The sequence below is a fragment of the Mycobacterium cajalii genome (genome assembly GCF_045809005.2).
In the GTDB taxonomy this organism is placed as follows: domain Bacteria; phylum Actinomycetota; class Actinomycetes; order Mycobacteriales; family Mycobacteriaceae; genus Mycobacterium.
In genome coordinates, this window is record NZ_CM141436.1 from 2,298,063 (window position 1) to 2,318,821 (window position 20,759).

A 20,759-nucleotide genomic window follows, 5' to 3' on the forward strand; every position below is an offset into this window, starting at 1 on the left:
AGCCTTGGGATATACATGCATTCCCGAAGCGCTGCGCGACCAGGCGCGGCAGCAGCCGGATGCGCCGGCCTACACGTTCGTCGACTACGACATCGACCCGGCCGGGCAGTCGCAGACGCTGACGTGGCGCCAGGTGCACGAGCGCGCCCAGATCGTCGCCGCGGAACTCGCATCCTGCGGGTCGCCCGGTGACCGTGCCGCGATCCTCGCCCCGCAGGGCCTGGAGTACGTGATCGCGGTCCTCGGCGCGATGGAGGCCGGTTTCATCGCCGTCCCGCTGTCGGTGCCGATGCTGGGCGCGCACGACGAGCGGGTTTCCAGCGCGCTGAAAGACAGTGCGCCGGCGGCGATCCTGACCACCTCGGTGGCCGCCGGCGACGTCGACGCCTGCGTCCAGGCGCTTCCCGGCCCGCCCCCGGCGGTGATCGAGATCGACGCGCTCGACCTCTACGGCGCGCCGGCCGACCGGCCCGGCGGTACGCCGCAGACCAAATCGGTTCTGCTGCAATACACGTCGGGTTCGACACGGGCGCCGGCCGGTGTCGAGGTGACGCACCAGAACGTCATGGCGAACCTCGAGCAGATCATGTCCGACTACTTCGAGGACCAGGGCGGAATCCCGCCGCGCGACGCCACGCTCGTGTCGTGGCTGCCGTTCTACCACGACATGGGCCTGATGTTCGGCATCTTCATCCCGGTCAGGTTCGGCTTGCAGTCGGTGTTGACCAGCCCGATCGCCTTCCTGCAGAAGCCCGCCCGGTGGATCAAGCTGGTGGCCGGCGCCGGCAAGGCGGTCACGCCCGCTCCCAACTTCGCCTACGAACTCGCGGCGCGGCGCACGTCCGACGACGACATGGCGGGCCTGGACCTGGGCGGCGTGCACACGTTCATCAGCGGCGCCGAACGGGTGAACCCCGCGACGGTCACCCGCTTCCTCGAGCGTTTCTCCCGCTTCAACCTTCCCGCAACGGGTTTGCGGGCGGCATACGGGCTGGCCGAGGCGACGGTCTACGTGACGACGTCGAACCCGGGCCGGCCCGCGCCGATCATCCGGCTCGACTACGAGAAGCTGTCGGCCGGCTACGCGCAGCGTTGCGGGGACGAGGAAGCCGGTTCGGAGCTGGTCAGCCACGGCACCCCGCGCGCGTGCACCGTGCGCATCGTCGATCCCGAGACGTGCACCGAGAACCCGGCCGGCAAGGTGGGCGAGATCTGGGTGCACGGCGACAACGTCGCCAACGGCTACTGGCGCAACCCGCAACTGTCGGAGCCAACCTTCGGCGCCCGGCTCGTCAACGCCTCGCCCGGCACGCCCGAGGACCGTTGGCTGCGCAGCGGAGACCTGGGCGTGATCTTCGAGGGCGAGCTGTTCATCATCGGCCGCATCAAGGACGTCCTGATCGTGGACGGCCGTAACCACTACCCCGACGACATCGAGGCGACCGTCCAGGAGATCACCCGCAGCCGGGTCGCGGCGATCACCGTCGCCGACGAGCGCAGCGAGCAGCTGGTCGTGATCATCGAGCACAAGGCGAGGGGCGGCTCCGACGAGGAGCGGGACAGGGTACGCGGCGTCAAGCGCGAAGTGACATCGACGATTTCGAAGGTGCACGGCCTGCAGGTGAGTGACCTGATGCTGGTCGCGCCGGGATCCATCCCGATCACCACCAGCGGCAAGGTCCGTCGTTCGGCGTGCGTCGAGAACTACCGCCAGGGCGCGTTCCCCCGGCTGGACGGGGACGCATGACGGTTCACGACGAGTCGGCGCTGCGCAACTGGCTGGTCGACTATCTCGTCACCAACGTCGGCTGCAGCCCCGACGACATCGACCTCGACGCCTCGATGAAGGATCTGGGCGTCGGGTCGCGGGACGCGGTGGTGCTGTGCGGCGAGTTGTCCGAGCTGGTCGACCGACCGGTCTCGCCAGTCGAGTTCTGGCAGCACCCGAGCATCAACGCGATGGCCAGATTCCTGACCAGCCCGGAATCCGAGCTGCCCGCGGAGCCCGAGGCTGCGGCGGTGGGTGGTGACGAGCCGATCGCGGTGGTGGGTATGGGGTGTCGGTTGCCCGGTGGGGTGGACGGGCCGGAGGCGTTGTGGCGGTTGCTGGGTGAGGGTCGTTCGGCGGTGGGTGAGGTGCCCGCGGAGCGGTGGGGCTGGTTTGACGATGGTTCGCCGGTGTCGGCGGCGGCGCTGGCGGGCACGACGCGCTTCGGTGGGTTTTTGGACGACATCGAGGGTTTCGACGCGGAGTTCTTCGAGATCTCCCCGCGCGAGGCCGCCAAGATGGATCCCCAGCAGCGGTTGCTGCTGGAGGTGGCCCACGAGGCCCTCGAACATGCCGGCATCCCCGCCGAGTCGTTACGGCAAACGCAGACCGGGGTTTTCGCTGGTGCGTGTGCGGGTGAGTACGGGTATTTGGCGTCGTCGGATTTGAGTCGGGTGGATGCGTGGTCGGGGACGGGTGGTGCGTTGAGCATCATCGCGAATCGGTTGTCGTATTTTCTGGATTTGCGGGGTCCGTCGGTGACGGTGGATACGGCGTGTTCGTCGTCGTTGGTGGCGGTGCATCTGGCGTGTCAGAGTTTGCGCAGTGGTGAGTCGGCGGTGGCGTTGGCCGCGGGGGTGAATCTGTTGTTGTCGCCGGCGATCACGCGCAGTTTCGATGCGGCCGAGGCGATGTCGGCGTCGGGGCGGTGTCATGCCTTTGATGCGGCTGCGGATGGTTTTGTCCGTGGTGAGGGCTGTGGGGTGGTGGTGCTCAAGCGCTTGGGGGATGCGCTGCGTGATGGTGATCGGGTGTGGGCGCTGGTGCGGGGTTCGGCGGTCAATTCCGATGGTCGTTCCAACGGGTTGATGGCGCCGAATCCGGCCGCGCAGATGGCGGTGTTGCGGGCGGCGTATGCCAACGCCGGGGTGCAGGCGCGCGAGGTCGACTACGTCGAAGCCCATGGCACCGGCACGTTGCTCGGCGACCCGATCGAGGCCCGCGCCCTGGGCAAGGTCCTGGGCCGCGGACGGCCCAAAGACGCCCCACTTCTGGTGGGAGCGGTGAAAACCAACCTCGGCCACCTCGAGGCCGCGGCGGGTGTGGCGGGGTTGGTCAAGGCGGTGCTGGCGGTGCAGCGGGGTCGGATTCCGGCGAATTTGGGTTTTGCCGAGCCTAATCCGCATATTCCGTTCGAGCAGTTGGGGTTGCAGGTTGTCGGCGAGCCGCTGGGGTGGCCGGTGACGGGTCGGCCGCGGCGGGCGGGGGTGTCTTCGTTCGGGTTTGGTGGGACCAATGCGCATGTGGTGCTCGAGCAGGGTCCCGAGCCGGTTGCGTTGCCCGAGGTCGCCGAGCCGGTGGTGAGCACGTTGGTGGTTTCGGGGAAGTCCGCGCAGCGGGTGGCGGCCACGGCTGCGGTGTTGGCCGAGTGGATGGATGGTGCCGGCGCCGAGGTGGGGTTGGCGCAGGTGGCGCACGGGCTCAATCATCATCGGGCCCGTTACCCGGTGTTCGCCACGGTGGCTGCGCGTGATCGCCGGGAGGCGGTGGCGGGGTTGGCGGCGTTGGCGGCGGGGCGTTCGGCGCCGGGTGTGGTGGGTCCGCATGCGGGGTCGTGTCGGGCCGGGACGGTGTTTGTGTATTCGGGGCAGGGTTCGCAGTGGCCGGGGATGGGTCGGCGGTTGTTGGCCGATGAGCCGGCGTTTGCGGCTGCGGTGGCCGAGTTGGAGCCGGTGTTCGTTGAGGTGGCGGGGTTTTCGCTGCAGCGGGTGCTGGCCGGTGGTGAGTCGGTGGCCGGTATCGAGCGGATTCAGCCGGTGCTGGTGGGGGTGCAGTTGGCGTTGACCGCGTTGTGGCGGTCCTACGGGATCGAGCCCGATGCGGTGATCGGTCATTCGATGGGGGAGGTCAGCGCGGCGGTGGTCGCCGGCGCCCTGAGCCCCCGCGACGGACTGCGCGTCATCACCACCCGCTCGCGGCTGATGGCCCGGCTGTCAGGGCAGGGCGCGATGGCGCTGCTCGAGCTGGACCCCGACGGCGCCGCCGAACTGATCGCCGAGCACCCGGACCTCACGCTGGCGGTGTACGCCTCGCCCCGGCAGACCGTGATCGCCGGCCCACCCGAACAGGTCGACGCGGTGATCGCCACGGTCGCCGCGCAAGACCGGTTGGCGCGCCGCATCGAGGTGGACGTGGCGTCACACCACCCGATCATCGACCCGGTTCTCCCCGAATTGCGTTCGGCACTGGCCGATCTGGCGCCGCGCCGGCCCGGCATCCCGATCATCACCACGACGGGCGAGACGCCGACGTTCGACGCCGACCACTGGGCGGCCAACCTGCGCAACCCGGTGCGGTTCACCCAGGCGGTGGCCGAGGCGGGAGCCGAGCACGGCACCTTCGTCGAAGTCAGCCCGCACCCGGTGCTGACCTACGCGATCAGCGACACGCTGGCCGACGTCCATCACCACAGCCTGGGGACCCTGGCCCGCGACACCCACGACACGCTGACCTTCCACACCAACCTCAACGCCGCCCACACCGCCGCACCGCCGCGCACCGAGCATCCGGGCGGGCCGGCCCCGGTGCTGCCGACCACCCCCTGGCACCACACCCGGCACTGGGTGACCGCCACCCAACGCGCGGCCAGCGGCGGATCGGCGCCGGCGCCCGGCACCCTGCTCGGGGCGCGCACCGACGTCGCCGCGACCGCGGCCTGCCTGTGGCAGGCGAACCTGGCGCCCGAGGTCAAGCCGTACCCCGGCTGCCACCGCCTGCACGGGGTGGATGTGGTCCCGTTGTCGGTTCTGCTGCAGACGCTTACGGCCGCGGCCCGCGAAGCGGGCGCGGCGGCGGTGTCCGACGTCCGGTTCGAGCACCCGATCGTCGTGGACCGCCCGCGGGCGATCCAGGTGCTCGCCGCCGACGGGTCGGTCACCGTGTCGTCGCGTGCGGGGAGCGACGCGCCCTGGATCAGGCACGCCGGCGGGCGGCTGGCGCCGTGCGCGCCGGACGGCGACCACCCGGCCCCCGCCGCCACCGGCGAGGCGGAAACCCGCTCGATCACCGAGCTCTTCGAGGAGTGGGGCGTCGAGGGGCAGCCGTTCCCCTGGTCGATCGACGCGTTGCGGCACACGCCCGGCGGCGCCGTCGCCGACCTCGCCCTGGCCGGGCCCGCCGAACCGTCGGTGGTGGCGCTGCTGGACGCCGCCGTGCACGCCGCCCGGCTGGTGGATCGCGACAACCCGCGGCTCCTGGTGCCCTCCGGGGTCGGCAGCGCTTGGCTGGCAAGCACTTGCGCCGACCGGCGGGCCGTGGCCGAGCTGCGCCGGCTGCCCGGTGACGCCGGCGAGGTCGTCGTCGACCTCGTCGTCAGGACACCCGACGGCGCAGTCTGCGCGGACGTCCGCGCGCTGCGGTACACCGATGTGGAGTCCGGCGCCGCGCAGGCCGCCGCCCCCGACAGCGACCCCGCATCGGCGTCGCATGCGATCGATTGGGGCCCTTGGCGCGCCGACGGGGAGCAGGCGGGCGCCGCGCCCGGACCGCTCGCCGTCGTCGGCGGCGACGGCGCCGACACGGCGGGGCTGGCCGGCCGGCTCGCCGACGCCGGGTACACCCCGGCCGGGATCGCCGAGGCCCGCTACGTCGTCTACCTCGCCGGCCCGGCGGCCGACGACGCCGACGTCGACGGCGCGGCGCGGCTCACGTCGCAGGTGGCCGAGTTGGTCGGAGAGTTGGCCGGCCGCGACGACCACGCGCCGGTGACGCTGTGGATCGTCACCCGCGGCGTCCGCGAGGCCGACTCCGGCGAGGCGCGGCGCCACAGCGGCCTGTGGGGTCTGGCCGGGGTCATCGGCGCCGAGCATCCCGAACTGTGGGGCGGGCTGGTCGACATCGCGGCCGGCGACGACCTCGGCGCCTGCGCGGCGCGGCTCCCGGAGGTGCTGCCCCATGCGGCCAAGCAGATCCTGGCGCTGCGTGATAGCGCATTCCTCTGTCCCACCATGTGTCCCATCGCCGGGGAACCGGTGCGCGAACCGCTGCGGTGCCGGCCCGACGCGGCCTACCTGATCACCGGCGGCATGGGCGCGCTCGGCCTGCTGATGGCCGACTGGCTCGCGGACCGCGGCGCGCGCCGCCTGGTGCTGGCGGGCCGCACCCCACTGCCGCCCCGGCGTGACTGGGACGGCGCCGACGACCCGGCCGCGCAACACAAGATCACCGCGATCCGGGCCCTGGAGCGCCGCGGCGTCTCGGTCGAGGCCGTCGCGCTCGACGTCGGCTCCCCGGAGGCGGTCCGGGAGTTGCTGGACAGGCGCGACCGGGCCGGGGCGCCCCCGATCCGCGGCATCATCCACGCCGCGGGCATCACCGAGAACAGGCTGCTGACCGAGACGGCACAGGACACGCTGCGGCGGGTCATGTGGCCCAAGATCGCCGGCGCGCAGGCGCTGCATCGGGCCTTCCCGCCGGGACGGCTCGACTTCTTCTTCCTGACCGCCTCGGCCGGAACCGTTTTCGGCGTCCCGGGGCAGGGCGCCTACGCGGCGGCCAACGCCTACCTGGATTGCCTGGCGCGCAGCCGGAGTCGGCAGGGCTGCCACACCGTCAGCCTGGACTGGGTGGCCTGGGAAGGGCTCGGCTTCGCCGCCGACGCGGCGATCACCATCGGAGAGCTCGAACGGCTGGGCTCACGACCGCTGCGCCCGGCCGAGGCCTTCGCCGCGTGGGAATACGTCTCGGCCCACGACATCGCGCAGGCGGTGATCGCGCCGATGACGCCGGCCGAAACCGACGGTGAATCCCCGCCCGCGCCGGCCGCGGCATGGTCGCAGCTGAGCGGCGACGACCTGCTGCGCGAACTCGAGACCGCACTGCGCGCGGTCCTGGCCCGCGAGCTTCGGCTCCCGGAGGCCGAACTCGAACCGGACCGGCCGTTCGCGGAACTGGGGCTCAACTCGGTGATGGCGATGTCGATCCGGCGCGAGGTCGAGCGGGTCGCGGGTATGGAACTTTCGGCGACCATGCTGTGGAACCACCCGACGATCGCGTCGCTTTCGGCATTTCTTGCCAAAAAGGTCGCACCGCAAACTGATTCGACCGAGAGAACGGAGGAGACGGCCGCACCGGCCGACGGCGTGCTCGACGCGCTGTTCGACAGTGTGGAGTCCGCGTGATGACAAGTACTCATTCTGCCGACGAACTGCGGCACTGGCTGGTCGACTATCTCGTCACCAACATCGGCTGCGACCGCGGCGACGTCGACCTGAACGCGTCGTTCGCCGACCTGGGGGTCGGGTCGCGGGACGCGGTGGTGTTGTCGGGCGAACTCGCCGAACTGGCCGGTCGCGCGATATCCCCGGTGGAGATGTGGCAGCACCCGACGATCAACGACCTCGTCGAGTACCTGACCGACCCGGAAGCCCAGAACCGCGCCGCGGAGCCCGAGGCTGCGGCGGTGGGTGGTGACGAGCCGATCGCGGTGGTGGGTATGGGGTGTCGGTTGCCCGGTGGGGTGGACGGGCCGGAGGCGTTGTGGCGGTTGCTGGGTGAGGGTCGTTCGGCGGTGGGTGAGGTGCCCGCGGAGCGGTGGGGCTGGTTTGACGATGGTTCGCCGGTGTCGGCGGCGGCGCTGGCGGGCACGACGCGCTTCGGTGGGTTTTTGGACGACATCGAGGGTTTCGACGCGGAGTTCTTCGAGATCTCCCCGCGCGAGGCCGCCACGATGGATCCCCAGCAGCGGTTGCTGCTGGAGGTGGCCCACGAGGCCCTCGAGCACGCCGGGATCAGGACGGACGCCCTGCGCCGCACCCAGACCGGGGTTTTCGCTGGTGCGTGTGCGGGTGAGTACGGGTATTTGGCGTCGTCGGATTTGAGTCGGGTGGATGCGTGGTCGGGGACTGGTGGTGCGTTGAGCATCATCGCGAATCGGTTGTCGTATTTTCTGGATTTGCGGGGTCCGTCGGTGACGGTGGATACGGCGTGTTCGTCGTCGTTGGTGGCGGTGCATCTGGCGTGTCAGAGTTTGCGCAGTGGTGAGTCGGCGGTGGCGTTGGCCGCGGGGGTGAATCTGTTGTTGTCGCCGGCGATCACGCGCAGTTTCGATGCGGCCGAGGCGATGTCGGCGTCGGGGCGGTGTCATGCCTTTGATGCGGCTGCGGATGGTTTTGTCCGTGGTGAGGGCTGTGGGGTGGTGGTGCTCAAGCGCTTGGGGGATGCGCTGCGTGATGGTGATCGGGTGTGGGCGCTGGTGCGGGGTTCGGCGGTCAATTCCGATGGTCGTTCCAACGGGTTGATGGCGCCGAATCCGGCCGCGCAGATGGCGGTGTTACGGGCGGCGTATGCCAATGCCGGGGTGCAGGCGCGCGAGGTCGACTACGTCGAAGCCAACGCCACGGGCACGTTGCTCGGCGACCCGATCGAGGCCCGCGCGCTGGGGACGGTGCTGGGCCGGGGGCGCCGACCGGAGGAACCGCTGCTGCTCGGCTCCGTCAAGCCCGTCCTCGGCCACCTGGACGCGGCCGCGGGCGTGGCGGGGTTGGTCAAGGCGGTGCTGGCGGTGCAGCGGGGTCGGATTCCGGCGAATTTGGGTTTTGCCGAGCCTAATCCGCATATTCCGTTCGAGCAGTTGGGGTTGCAGGTTGTCGGCGAGCCGCTGGGGTGGCCGGTGACGGGTCGGCCGCGGCGGGCGGGGGTGTCTTCGTTCGGGTTTGGTGGGACCAATGCGCATGTGGTGCTCGAGCAGGGTCCCGAGCCGGTTGCGTTGCCCGAGGTCGCCGAGCCGGTGGTGAGCACGTTGGTGGTTTCGGGGAAGTCCGCGCAGCGGGTGGCGGCCACGGCTGCGGTGTTGGCCGAGTGGATGGATGGTGCCGGCGCCGAGGTGGGGTTGGCGCAGGTGGCGCACGGGCTCAATCATCATCGGGCCCGTTACCCGGTGTTCGCCACGGTGGCTGCGCGTGATCGCCGGGAGGCGGTGGCGGGGTTGGCGGCGTTGGCGGCGGGGCGTTCGGCGCCGGGTGTGGTGGGTCCGCATGCGGGGTCGTGTCGGGCCGGGACGGTGTTTGTGTATTCGGGGCAGGGTTCGCAGTGGCCGGGGATGGGTCGGCGGTTGTTGGCCGATGAGCCGGCGTTTGCGGCTGCGGTGGCCGAGTTGGAGCCGGTGTTCGTTGAGGTGGCGGGGTTTTCGCTGCAGCGGGTGCTGGCCGGTGGTGAGTCGGTGGCCGGTATCGAGCGGATTCAGCCGGTGCTGGTGGGGGTGCAGTTGGCGTTGACCGCGTTGTGGCGGTCCTACGGGATCGAGCCCGATGCGGTGATCGGTCATTCGATGGGGGAGGTCAGCGCGGCGGTGGTCGCCGGCGCCCTGAGCCCCCGCGACGGACTGCGCGTCATCACCACCCTGTCCGGATCCGCTGCCGATTCGGGTGCACCGGATGTCCTTGCGGCGCTTGCGGACCTGACCCCGCGCCGGCCGGTCATCCCGGTCGTCACCGCCGGCGGCACGTCGCCGGACTTCGACGCCGACCACTGGGCAGCCGACCGGCCCGACCTGGTGCAGGTCACCGACGCGGTGGCCGCGGCGGGAGCCGAGCACGGCACGTTCGTCGAAGTCAGCCCGCACCCGCTGCTGACCGACGCCATCAGCGACACGCTGGCCGACGTCCATCACCACAGCCTGGGGACCCTGGCCCGCGACACCCACGACACGCTGACCTTCCACACCAACCTCAACGCCGCCCACACGGCCAAGGCGCCCGACACCGAACACCCGGCCGGGCCCCCGCCGTTGCTGCCGAGCACCCCGTGGCAGCACACCCGCCACTGGGTGAGCCCGCCGAAAACTCGGGCACGCCAAGCGGACCCCGCACCGCACTGGGCCGCGATCCGCGACCGCCTGGAGGCCGCGGTGGCACCACCGCGCCCCGGAACCCTGCTGGGCGAACACGTCACCGTCGCGACCACCCCGCCGGTGCATCTGTGGCAGGCCCGGCTGACACCGGACGGTGCGGCACCCACCGTCCCGGAATCGGTGCTGCTGCAGACGCTGGTGACCGCGGCCACCGAATGCGGTGCATCGGCCGTGTGCGACGTCCGCTTCGAGGAACCCGTCGTCGTCGACGAGCCGCGGGTGATCCACGTGACGGCCGACGGCGAATCCGTCACCGTGTCGTCGGATTCGGCGGTGCACGCCGGTGCCCGGCTCGTCCACGACCCCGACGCCGCGGCCGGGCCGGCTCCCCAGGAACCACCGGTCGACGTCGACCTGCCGGAGGCCTCGACGCTCGCGCTGCTCGACGCCGCCCTCGGCGTCGCGCGCGCCGGTGCGCTGCCGGTGCGCGCCGTTGGCGCCGAAAGTGCCCGGTTCATAGGCGAACTCGCCGAGCCGCGCGGCAGCGTCAGGGTCCGCCGGCGCGGCGGTGGCGCCGCCGGCGACCTAATCGTCGACCTCGTCGCGACGGCGCCCGACGGCGGCGTCTGCATCGACATCCGCGCCCTTCGCTACGCGGCGGCGGAGCCGGCCGCCGGGCAGGAACTGACCGCGCCGGCCTGGGCGGAGCTCTCCGCCGAGGAGGTTGCCGCCGAACTGGGGTCCCGGCTGCGGTCGATCCTGGCCCGGGAGCTCGGGATGCCGGTCTCGGCGCTCGACGTGGAACTGCCGTTCCCCGAACTGGGCCTCGACTCGATGATGGCGATGGCCGTGCTGAAAGACGCTAAGCGCCTGGTCGGCTTCGACGTTTCGGCGACGAAGATGTGGGACCACCCGACTATCGCGGCGATGACCGGATATCTGACGGAACTGATTGTCGCACAACATGGGTTGAAGCGTGACCCGACGGAGCGCGACGGCGGGGCCGGCGCGGACGGCTCGGCGGGCGGCGTGCTGGACGCGCTGTTCGAGAGCGTGGAAAGCGGTATGTGATGAAGACGATCTTCGACAGAGTGGCGGGCATGACCGCCGAGCAGCGCACGGCGCTGGGCGACCAGTTCGACAAGGCGTCCCGGCTGGCGACCGCGGAGCCGGTGGCGGTGGTGGGGATCGGGTGCCGCTTCCCCGGCGCCTCGGCCGGGCCCGAGGCCTACTGGGAGTTCCTGTCCGGCGGCGGGGACGCGATCGGCGAGGTCCCGCCCGACCGCTGGGACGCCGACGCCTACTACGACCCCGACCCGTTCGCGCCCGGCCGGATGGCCTCCAAATGGGGCGGTTTCCTGCCCGACGTGGCCGGCTTCGACGCGGAGTTTTTCGGAATCTCCCCGCGCGAGGCCGAAGCGATGGACCCGCAGCAGCGGGTGCTGCTGGAGGTCGCCTGGGAGGCGCTCGAGAACGCCGGCATGACAGCGGAATCCGTGGGGGAGACCCGCGCCGCGGTGATGATGGGCGTGTACTACAACGAGTACCAGAACTCCTCGGCCGCCGACCCGGACAGCATCGACGCCTACTCGGCGACGGGCAACGCCCACAGCGTCACGGTGGGGCGGATCGCGTACTCGCTCGGGCTGCGCGGGCCCGCGGTGGCGGTGGACACGGCGTGTTCGTCGTCGCTGGTCACCGTGCATCTGGCGTGCCAGAGCCTGCGGCTGCGGGAGAGCGACCTCGCGCTGGCCGGCGGGGTGAACCTCATCTTGCGCCCGGAAACCCAACTCGCGCTGTCCAAGTGGGGCATGTTGTCGCCGCGCGGCCGGTGCCACGCGTTCGACGCGGGCGCCGACGGGTTCGTCCGCGGCGAGGGCGCCGGCGTCGTGGTGCTCAAGCGGCTGACCGACGCGGTCCGCGACGGCGACCGGGTCCTGGCGGTGGTGCGTGGCTCGGCGGTCAACTCCGACGGCCGCTCCAACGGCCTGACCGCGCCCAACGCGCTGGCACAGTCCGACGTGCTCACTCGGGCGCTGCGCAATGCGGATGTGACCGCGGACTCGGTGAACTTCGTCGAGACGCACGGCACCGGAACCTCGCTGGGCGACCCCATCGAGTTCGACGCGCTGGCCGAGGTCTACGGGGGCGGCGGCGGCCCCTGCGCGCTGGGCGCGGTGAAGACCAACATGGGCCACCTGGAGGCGGCCGCCGGGATCGCGGGATTCATCAAGACCGCGTTGGCGGTGCAGCACGGCAAGATCCCCCCCAATCTGCACTTCTCGCAGTGGAATCCGGCGATCGACGCCGCCGCCACCCGCATGTTCATCCCCGGGGAGCTGACCCCGTGGCCGCGCAGCGAGGGGCCGCGGCGGGCCGCGGTGTCCTCGTTCGGGCTGGGCGGCACCAACGCGCACGTGGTGCTGGAGCAGGGCCCGGACCCGGAGCCGGCGGCCCCGGAGCCGGCGGTGGCGACGCTGGTGATCGCGGGCAAGACCGACCAGCGGGTGGCCGCCCGCGCGGCGGCGCTGGCCGATTGGCTGCAGGGCCGCGGCGCCGGGGCGCCGCTGGCCGATGTCGCCCACACCCTGACCCGGCAGCACGGCCGGCACGGCAAGGTCGCCGTCGTGTGCGCGCGCGACCGCGCACAGGCGGTGGCGGGGCTGCGCGCGGTGGCCGCGGGCCGGACGGAACCGGGAGTGGTCCTGCCCGCCGGCAGGCCGTCGGGTCCCGGCACGGTGTTCGTGTACTCCGGTCAGGGCTCCCAATGGCCCGGCATGGGCAAGCGGCTGCTGGCCGACGAGCCGGCGTTCGCCGCCGCGGTGGCCGAGCTGGACCCGGTCTTCGTCGAGCAGGCCGGCTTCTCGCTGCGCGAGGTGCTCGAGGCCGGCGAACCGCTGGCCGGCATCGCCCGCATCCAGCCCACGCTGGTGGGCGTGCAGTTGGCCCTCACCGCGCTGTGGCGCGCGCACGGCGTGGAACCCGATGCGGTCATCGGACATTCGATGGGGGAGGTCACCGCCGCCGTCGTGGCGGGCGCGCTGAGCGCCGTGGACGGCATCCGCGTGATCGCCACCCGCTCCAGGTTGATGTCGGCGCTGTCCGGGCAGGGCGCGATGGCGCTGCTGGAGCTGAGCGCGGCCGCCGCCGAGGAGCTGATCGCCGACTACCCCGGCACCACCGTGGCGGTGTACGCCTCCCCGCAGCAGACGGTGATCGCCGGCCCGCCCGAGCAGGTCGACGCGGCGATCGCCGCGGTCGACGCGCAGGGGCGGCTGGCGCGGCGCGTCGAGGTCGACGTGGCCTCCCACCATCCGACCATCGACCCGATCCTGCCCGAACTGCGCAGCGCCCTGGCGGACCTGGCGCCGCGCACTCCGACGATTCCCGTGCTCAGCACCACCGGCGACGCCGGAGCGGAGCCGGCGTTCGACGCCGACCACTGGGTGGCCAACCTGCGCAACCCGGTCCGGTTCGGCCAGGCGGTGGCCGGCGCCGGCGCCCGGCACGGCACGTTCGTCGAGATCAGCCCGCACCCGTTGCTCACCCACGCCATCGCCGGGAGCCTGGCCGCCGCCGAGTCCGCCGCCCGGACGATGGGCACCGTCACCCGCGACAGCGACGAAACCGTGTCATTCCGAACGCAACTGGCCGCGATCCGGCCGACCGACGGTGCGGGACGGCTGGTGGACCTGCCGCCGACACCGTGGCTGCACTCGCCGTTCTGGGCCGCCCGGCGCGGCGCGAGCCCGGCACCGGCGGGCTCCCACCCGCTGCTGGGGCTGCACGTCGAGATCCCCTCGGGCCGCGACCACGTGTGGCAGGCCGACGTGGGCACCGGTGCGGTCCCGTGGCTGGCCGACCACCGGGTGTACGGACAGGCCGTCATGCCGGCCGCGGCGTTCGCCGAGATCGCGCTCGCTGCGGGCAGCGAGGCCCTGGGACTGCCGGCCGACGGGCTCGCGGTGCATCGACTCGAGGTCGAGCAGATGCTGGCCCTCGACGAACGGACCACGCTGACCACCCAGCTGACCCGGACCGACGAGGGCTCCCGGGTCGAGATCTACACGCGCTCGGCCGAGGGCGACTGGAACCGGCACGCGGTCGCGCGGGTCGACGTCGCCGACCGGGACGGCGCGCCCGAGCCCCCGGGCACCCCGGCCGGGGCGGGCGCACCCTTGGCGCCGGCGGAACTGTACGCGACGCTGCGGCGCAACGGCGCCCACCACGGGCAGGCTTTCGCCGCGCTGACGCGAATCGTCCGCCGGCCCAGCGGTTCCTCGGAGAGCGAGATCGCCCTCCCCGACGAGGCCGCCGCCCATCGCGGCTACCGGATCCATCCCGTCATGCTGGACGCCGCGCTGCAGGGCCTGGCCGCCGCGATGCCCGCCGACCCCGGCGACGACGCCGGCGAAGCCACCTACCTGCCGGTCTCACTGGAGACGGTCCGCGTGTTCGGGGACCCGGGCCGCCGCGCCCGGTGCCACGCCGAGCTGGAGAGCCTGGACGACGACGGCGCCGGCAAGCTCGGGCGGATCACGCTGACCGACGACGCGGGCAACCCGTGTGCGCAGATCACCGGCGTCTACCTGCGCCGCATCGACCGGCGCACGGTGCCGCTGCCGTTGGCGCAGAAGGTGTTCGACACGACGTGGACCGAGAGCGCCGTCGGTGCCGCGCCCGCCGAACCGCCCGCGGGCAGCTGGCTGCTGCTGTCCGCCGGCGAAAGCCCGGACCTGGTCGGCGGTTTCACCGAGCGGTTCGCCGCACCGGCGCGGCGGGTGGTCGGCGCGGACCTCGCCGACGAGCCGGCGCTGCCGGAGGCGTTCGCGAAGACCGCCGCGGACCCCGACCTCCCGCCGCGCGGCGTGGTCGTCTTCCTCGGCCGGCGTCCCGGCGACGGCCTCGACACCGACGCCGCCCTGCGGCGCGGCGAAGACCTGGTCGCGGCCGTCGCGGGCGCCGTGCGCGCAATCGTCGGCGGCTGGCACGGCGCGCTGCCGCGGCTGTGGCTGGTCAGCCGCGACGGCCTGGCGGTCGCCGACGGCGAGGGCGGCGACCCCGCGGTCGGCGCCCTGCGCGGGCTCGTCCGGGTCCTGGCCTACGAGCATCCCGAACTGCGGGCCACCCTCGTCGACCTGGGCACCGCGGAGGAGGCGCCCGCCAGGCTGGTGGCCGAACTGGGCCTGCCGCACGGGGACGACGTGATCGCCTGGCGCGACGGTCGCCGCCACGTGGAGCGGCTCAGGCGGGCCCCCCTGCCCGCGGCGGGCGACTCCGAACCCGTTGTGCGAAAAGACGGTTCGTACATCGTCAGCGGTGGGCTCGGCGGCATCGGGCTGGTGGTCGCGCGCTGGCTGGCCGACCGGGGCGCGGGCCGCATCGTGCTCAACGGGCGCTCGGCGCAACGGCGGGAAGGCCTGTCCGATCTGGAGGGCCGCGCCGACATCGCCGACATCGCCGTCGTGGCCGGCGACATCTCCGCGCCCGGCGTGGCGGAGCGGCTCGTGACGGCCGCCGAGGAGACCGGGCTGCCACTGCGCGGGGTCATCCACTCGGCCGCGGTGATCGCCGACAGCCTCGTGGCCACCCTCGACCGGGACAGCCTGGAACGGGTGTGGGCGCCCAAGGCCGGCGGCGCGCTACGCCTGCACCAGGCCACCTCCGAATGCCGGCTCGACTGGTGGGTCGGCTTCTCGTCGGTGGCGTCGCTGCTCGGCTCGCCGGGTCAGGGCGCGTACGCGGCGGCCAACGCATGGCTCGACGCCCTGGTCGCCTGGCGGCGGGCGGCGGGGCTGCCCGCCACCACGATCAACTGGGGACAGTGGTCGCAGGTGGGCGTCGCGCGCTCCCTGAGCATGGGTGTGCTCGACCCCATCACCCCCGACGAGGGCATCGAGGCGCTGGAGTCCCTGATCGGGGGCGCGGCCACCCAGACCGGTGTGGCGCGCTTGCGGCTCGACCGGGCCGCGGCCGCCTTCCCCGAGATCAGCCGGCTCGGCTACTTCGCCGAACTCGTCGAGGAACTGGGCACGGCCGGCGACAGCGGTGACTGGGCGGGCCCGGAGGCGCTGCGGGAACTCGACCCGGCGGAGGCGAACCGGATCGTCACCGCGCGGCTGCGCCAGCGCATCTCGGCGATCATGGGTCACGCCGGCGACGCCGCCGTCCCGCCCACCCGGCCGTTGACCGAGCTGGGCATGGATTCGCTGATGGCCGTGCGGATCAGGAACACCGTGCGCGGCGACTTCGGCGTGGAGCCGCCGGTGGCGCTGCTGCTGCAGGGGGCCGCGGTCGCCGACCTGGCGGCCGAGCTCATCGAACAACTCGGCCTCACCGGCCAGGACAGCCCCGAGCCCGCGAACGAGCTGCGCGACCGGGCCCAGCGACGCGCCGCGGCGCGCCGGCGGGCCGCCGACCGGCGCCAGCCGCGACAAAGAGTATGACAGGACAACACGTGACAAACAGTACGGAAAGCACCTCGAACACGTTGCCGCCCAACGCGATCGCCGTTGTCGGGATGGCCGGGAGATTCCCCGGCGCCGACTCGGTGTCGCAGTTCTGGGACAACCTGCGCCGCGGCGAGGAGTCGATCGTCTCCTTGTCCGACGACGAGCTCAGCGCCGCCGGCGTCGGTGAGAAGGCGCTGGCCGGCCACGGCTACGTCAAGCGTGCGCCGGTCATGAACGGGATCGAGGAGTTCGACGCCGAGTTCTTCGGCTTCACCCCGCAGAACGCGTCGATGACGGACCCGCAGCACCGCCTCATGCTGCAGTGCGCGTTTCACGCGCTGGAGGACGCCGGCTATGACCCCGAGGGGATCGACGCCTCGGTCGGGATGTTCGGGACCAGTTCGGCCAGCGGCTATCTGCTGCACAACCTGATGTCGCATCACGACCCGCACGCGATCATCGGTCAGGGCGCCACCTTCGAGATGGTCAACCTGTCGCTGCAGAACGACAAGGACCACCTGGCCACGCGGGTCGCGCACCAGCTGAACCTGCGCGGGCCCGCGCTGTCGGTGCAGACGGCGTGCTCGTCCTCGCTGGTGGCGGTCCACCTGGCGTGCCAGAGCATCCTGAACGGGGAGTGCGACATGGCGCTGGCCGGCGGCGCCTCGATCCGCGTCCCGCACCGCGTCGGCTATTGGTACCAGCCCGGTTCGATGGTGTCGCCGACCGGCCGCTGCCGGCCGTTCGACTCCCGCGCCGACGGCACCCTGTTCGGCAGCGGCGTCGGCGTCGTGGTGCTCAAGCCGCTGCAGGACGCCCTGGCCGACGGCGACCGCGTGCACGCGGTCATCAGGGGCTCGGCGATCAACAACGACGGCTCGACGAAGATGACGTACGCCGCGCCCAACGCGGCCGGTCAGGCCGAGGTGATCGCCGAAGCGCACGCGGTGTCCGACGTCGACGCGTCGAGCATCAGCTACGTCGAAACCCACGGCACCGGAACGCCGCTGGGCGATCCCATCGAGATCGAAGGCCTGCGGCAGGCGTTCGGCCTGTCCGAGTCCGCCAGGCCCGGCCCGTGCCAGGTCGGCTCGGTGAAATCCAACATCGGCCACCTGGAGACGGCGGCCGGCATGGCCGGCCTGATCAAGACGATCCTGTGCCTGCAGCACCGGGCGATCCCGGCGACCCTGCATTTCACCCATCCCAACCCCGAATTGCACCTGGAGCGTGGGCCTTTCGCCGTGCGCGGCGAATACGGCCCCTGGGACTGGGACGGCGTGCGGCGCGCGGGGGTCAGCGCGTTCGGCGTGGGCGGCACCAACGCCCACGTCGTCCTCGAGGAGGCGCCGGCGGTGCCCGCCGCGCCGGCCGGCACCGGGCCCGCCCCGCAGGTGCTGGTGCTGTCCGCCCGGACCGGCGAGGCGCTCGCGGACGCGCGCGAGGCCCTGGCCGCCGAGTTGTCCGGCCCGGACGCGCCCGACCTGGCCGACGTCGCCTACACCCTGGCCCGCCGCCGCACGGAGAACGTGCGCATGGCCGCGGTGGTCGACGGCGGCGGGCACGCCGCGGAGGTGCTGCGGACCCCCGAGCACGACAACGTCTTCGTCGCCGAGTCGGCCGGCCCGCCGGCGAGCACCGAAAGCGACTCGGAGCGCGTCGCTTTCCTGTTCCCCGGCCAGGGTTCCCAGCACGTCGGCATGGCGCGGGGCCTGTACGAGACCGAGCCCGTGTTCGCCGAGCACTTCGACCGCTGCGTCGCGGCGTTCGACGCGGAAATGGGCATCGACCTGCGCGCCGAGGTGTTCGACGGCTCCGGGCGCAGCCTGGAGCGCACGGACCGGACCCAGCCCGCCCTGTTCTCCGTGGAATACGCGCTGGCGAAACTGGCCGATTCCCACGGGATCCGGCCGGCCGCCCTGGCCGGTCACAGCATCGGGGAGTACGCGGCGGCGACCATCGCCGGCGTGTTCGACCTGCCGACGGCGGTCAAGGCGGTGTCGATGCGGGCCCGGCTGATGCACGCCGCGCCGCGCGGCGTGATGGTCGCGGTGGCCGCCGGCCCCGACACCGTCGCCGAGCACTTGTCGGCGGACGTCGACCTCGCCGCGGTCAACGAGCCCGGCGGCTGCGTCGTGGCCGGATCCGAGGAGAGCATCCGCGCGTTCACCGAACGCCTCGCGCAACAACAGCTCACGGCACGCCGGGTCCGCACCTCGCACGCATTCCACTCGCGGCTGATGGATTCGGTGGTCCCGGAGTTCCAGAGTTTCCTGGCCCGCCTGACGCTGCGGGAACCGCAGATTCCGCTGCTGTCCAACGTCACCGGGACCTGGATGTCGGCCGCGGAGGCGACCGACCCGGCGACGTGGGCCCGCCAGATCCGCTCCACGGTGCGTTTCGCCGACGAGATCGCCGCGCTGCTGGCCGAACCGGGCCGCGTCCTCGTCGAGGTCGGTCCCGGCGGCACGCTGACGTCCTCGGCGGCGCGACATCCGAGATGGACCGGCGGTCACCGCGCCGTCCGGCTGATGCGCCACCCGGTGCAGAACCGCGACGACCGCGACGCCTTCCTGCTCGGTCTCGGTCAGCTGTGGTCGGCGGGCGTCGACGTCGACTGGACGCCGCGCGCGGCGGGACGCCGGCCGACCCTGGTTTCGCTGCCGGGCTATCCGTTCGTGCGGCAACGGCATTGGGTCGATGCCGCGCAGCGCAGCGCGGCGGCGTACCCGATGAACGGGAACGGCGCCGCGCCCGCGCCGACGTCGGCGAACGGCGCCGGTGCTGCCCGGCCGGCCACCGGCGCCGCGCAGCTGGAAGACGCGCTGCGCGACATCTGGGCGCAGTGCCTGGGCGGCGGACCGGTCGACCGCAACGCCGACTTCTTCGAGCTCGGCGGTGACTCGCTGATCGCGATCAGCGTCGCGATGACCGCCGCCAACCGGGGCCTGGACCTCACCCCGCAGGACCTGTACGAGAACCCCAGCGTGGCCAAGCTCTCGAAGACGCTGAGCGCCCGTTACGAGGCCGGCGGGCTGGCCCGGTTGTCCCCGGACGACGTCGCCCACCCGCCGGTGCCGCCGAACATCGAACACTTCCTGGCGCACGGCCTTTCCGACGGCGGGCACTGGCGGATCCCCCTGATCCTGCGGCTGCGCCCGGACGTGCAAGCCGAGGACATCACGGCGGTGCTGACCGCCGTCACCAACCAGCACGACGCGCTGCGGATGCGCCTGGTGCACCGCGGCGGCACCTGGGAGCAGGACCTCGGCGAACCCGTCGAGACCGTCGAGCTGGGCGCCGAGCCGTTGCCCGGCGGGTTGGCGCCCGGCGGGCCCGAGGAGCGGGAAGCCCTGCTGCAGATCCTGCGCGCGCAAATCCGCGACCAGGACCTGGCCGGCCCGCCCCTGGTGGCCACGCACGTGCGCGGCGGGGACGGCGGGCCGTGCTACCTGGTGCTCAGCGTGCACGGGACGGCCGCCGACACCATGTCCCGCGACATCCTGCTCACCGACGTCTTCACCGCGTTCGGCCAGCGGCTGGCCGGCGAGGAGATCACCTTGGGGCCGGTGACCACGCCGTGGCGGGACTGGTGCCAGCGCTGCGCGGGGCTCGCCGCCCACCCGGCGGTGCTGGAAAGCCGCGAGTACTGGCTCGAAACCGCGGCCAAGGCGAACCTGCGTGTCGCGGAGCCGGCCACCGAACCGCCCACGGTCGACGACCTGGTGCGGCTGCCCTCGGCGCTGACCGTCGCGGAGACCACCGAGATCGACGACGCGCGGCGGCGGCTCGGGGTGCCGCTCGAGCACGTCGTGGTGGCCGCGCTGACGCGGACGGTCGCGGCGGCGGTCGGGGACGGCTGCCTGGCGCTCGACCTCGGCGGGCCGGGGCGCTCGGTGCTCAAACCCGACGTCGACCTGCACCGCACGGTCGGCTCGTTCACCACCGTCCATCCCGTCGCCCTGCCGTGCGCCCAAGACGGAGGCGGCGGCGTGCGGCAACTGTTCGAGGACGTGCACGACACGCTGAAGTCGGTGCCGCACTACGGAATCGGATACGGGCTGCTGCGGTACGTGTACGCGCGCACCGCCGGCCGGCTCGCCGCCACACCACCCGCGGACATCTTCTTCTCGTACGCGGGCACCATCCCCGACCTGCCGTCGGCCGCCGCCGACGAGGCCCCGGTCCAGTTCGACTCCGACACGGCGCTGCCCGTGCGCGAGGCCTACCCGGGCCTCGGTCACGCCGTCGAACTGCGCGTGTACCGCAGCGCCGGGGCCGTGCACCTGGACTGGTGGTACGACTCCCGCCGCATCGACGCGGCGCGGGCGCGGTCGCTGGCCGACGCGTTGTCCGCGACGCTGCTGGACCTCGCCCGCGCGGCGGTGGCCGAGGACGAAAGCGCCTCGGCGGACGAGGAGTTGACCCTCGTGGACTTGTCGTCGAGCGATTCGACCTAGGAGAGAAAGCA

The 20,759-nt window shown here is 72.5% G+C and carries 5 protein-coding genes; all 5 read left to right on the plus strand.

The window, feature by feature from the left end; all coding sequences use genetic code 11:
- The first annotated feature begins 4 nt into the window (after positions 1-4).
- From ACJ512_RS11140 to ACJ512_RS11160, 5 genes are read left to right on the plus strand one after another with little or no spacing between them, the layout of a single operon-like run.
- Positions 5-1,747, plus strand: coding sequence for an AMP-binding protein (locus ACJ512_RS11140; RefSeq protein ID WP_407688328.1), 1,743 nt, complete (start codon positions 5-7; stop codon positions 1,745-1,747).
- The gene (locus ACJ512_RS11145; RefSeq protein ID WP_461480054.1) at positions 1,744-7,167 is read left to right on the plus strand and encodes a type I polyketide synthase; all 5,424 of its coding nucleotides are present in this window, start codon (positions 1,744-1,746) and stop codon (positions 7,165-7,167) included. The genes ACJ512_RS11140 and ACJ512_RS11145 overlap by 4 nt, the downstream gene beginning before the upstream one ends.
- The gene (locus ACJ512_RS11150; RefSeq protein ID WP_461480055.1) at positions 7,167-10,907 is read left to right on the plus strand and encodes a type I polyketide synthase; all 3,741 of its coding nucleotides are present in this window, start codon (positions 7,167-7,169) and stop codon (positions 10,905-10,907) included. Before ACJ512_RS11145 ends, ACJ512_RS11150 begins: the two co-directional genes overlap by 1 nt.
- On the plus strand, positions 10,907-16,282 hold the full coding sequence (locus tag ACJ512_RS11155) for a type I polyketide synthase (protein WP_407686788.1): 5,376 nt from the start codon (positions 10,907-10,909) through the stop codon (positions 16,280-16,282). The genes ACJ512_RS11150 and ACJ512_RS11155 overlap by 1 nt, the downstream gene beginning before the upstream one ends.
- Entirely contained in the window at positions 16,279-20,748 is a 4,470-nt protein-coding gene (locus tag ACJ512_RS11160) for a type I polyketide synthase (protein ID WP_407686787.1), read from the plus strand. The genes ACJ512_RS11155 and ACJ512_RS11160 overlap by 4 nt, the downstream gene beginning before the upstream one ends.
- Positions 20,749-20,759 lie beyond the last annotated feature (11 nt).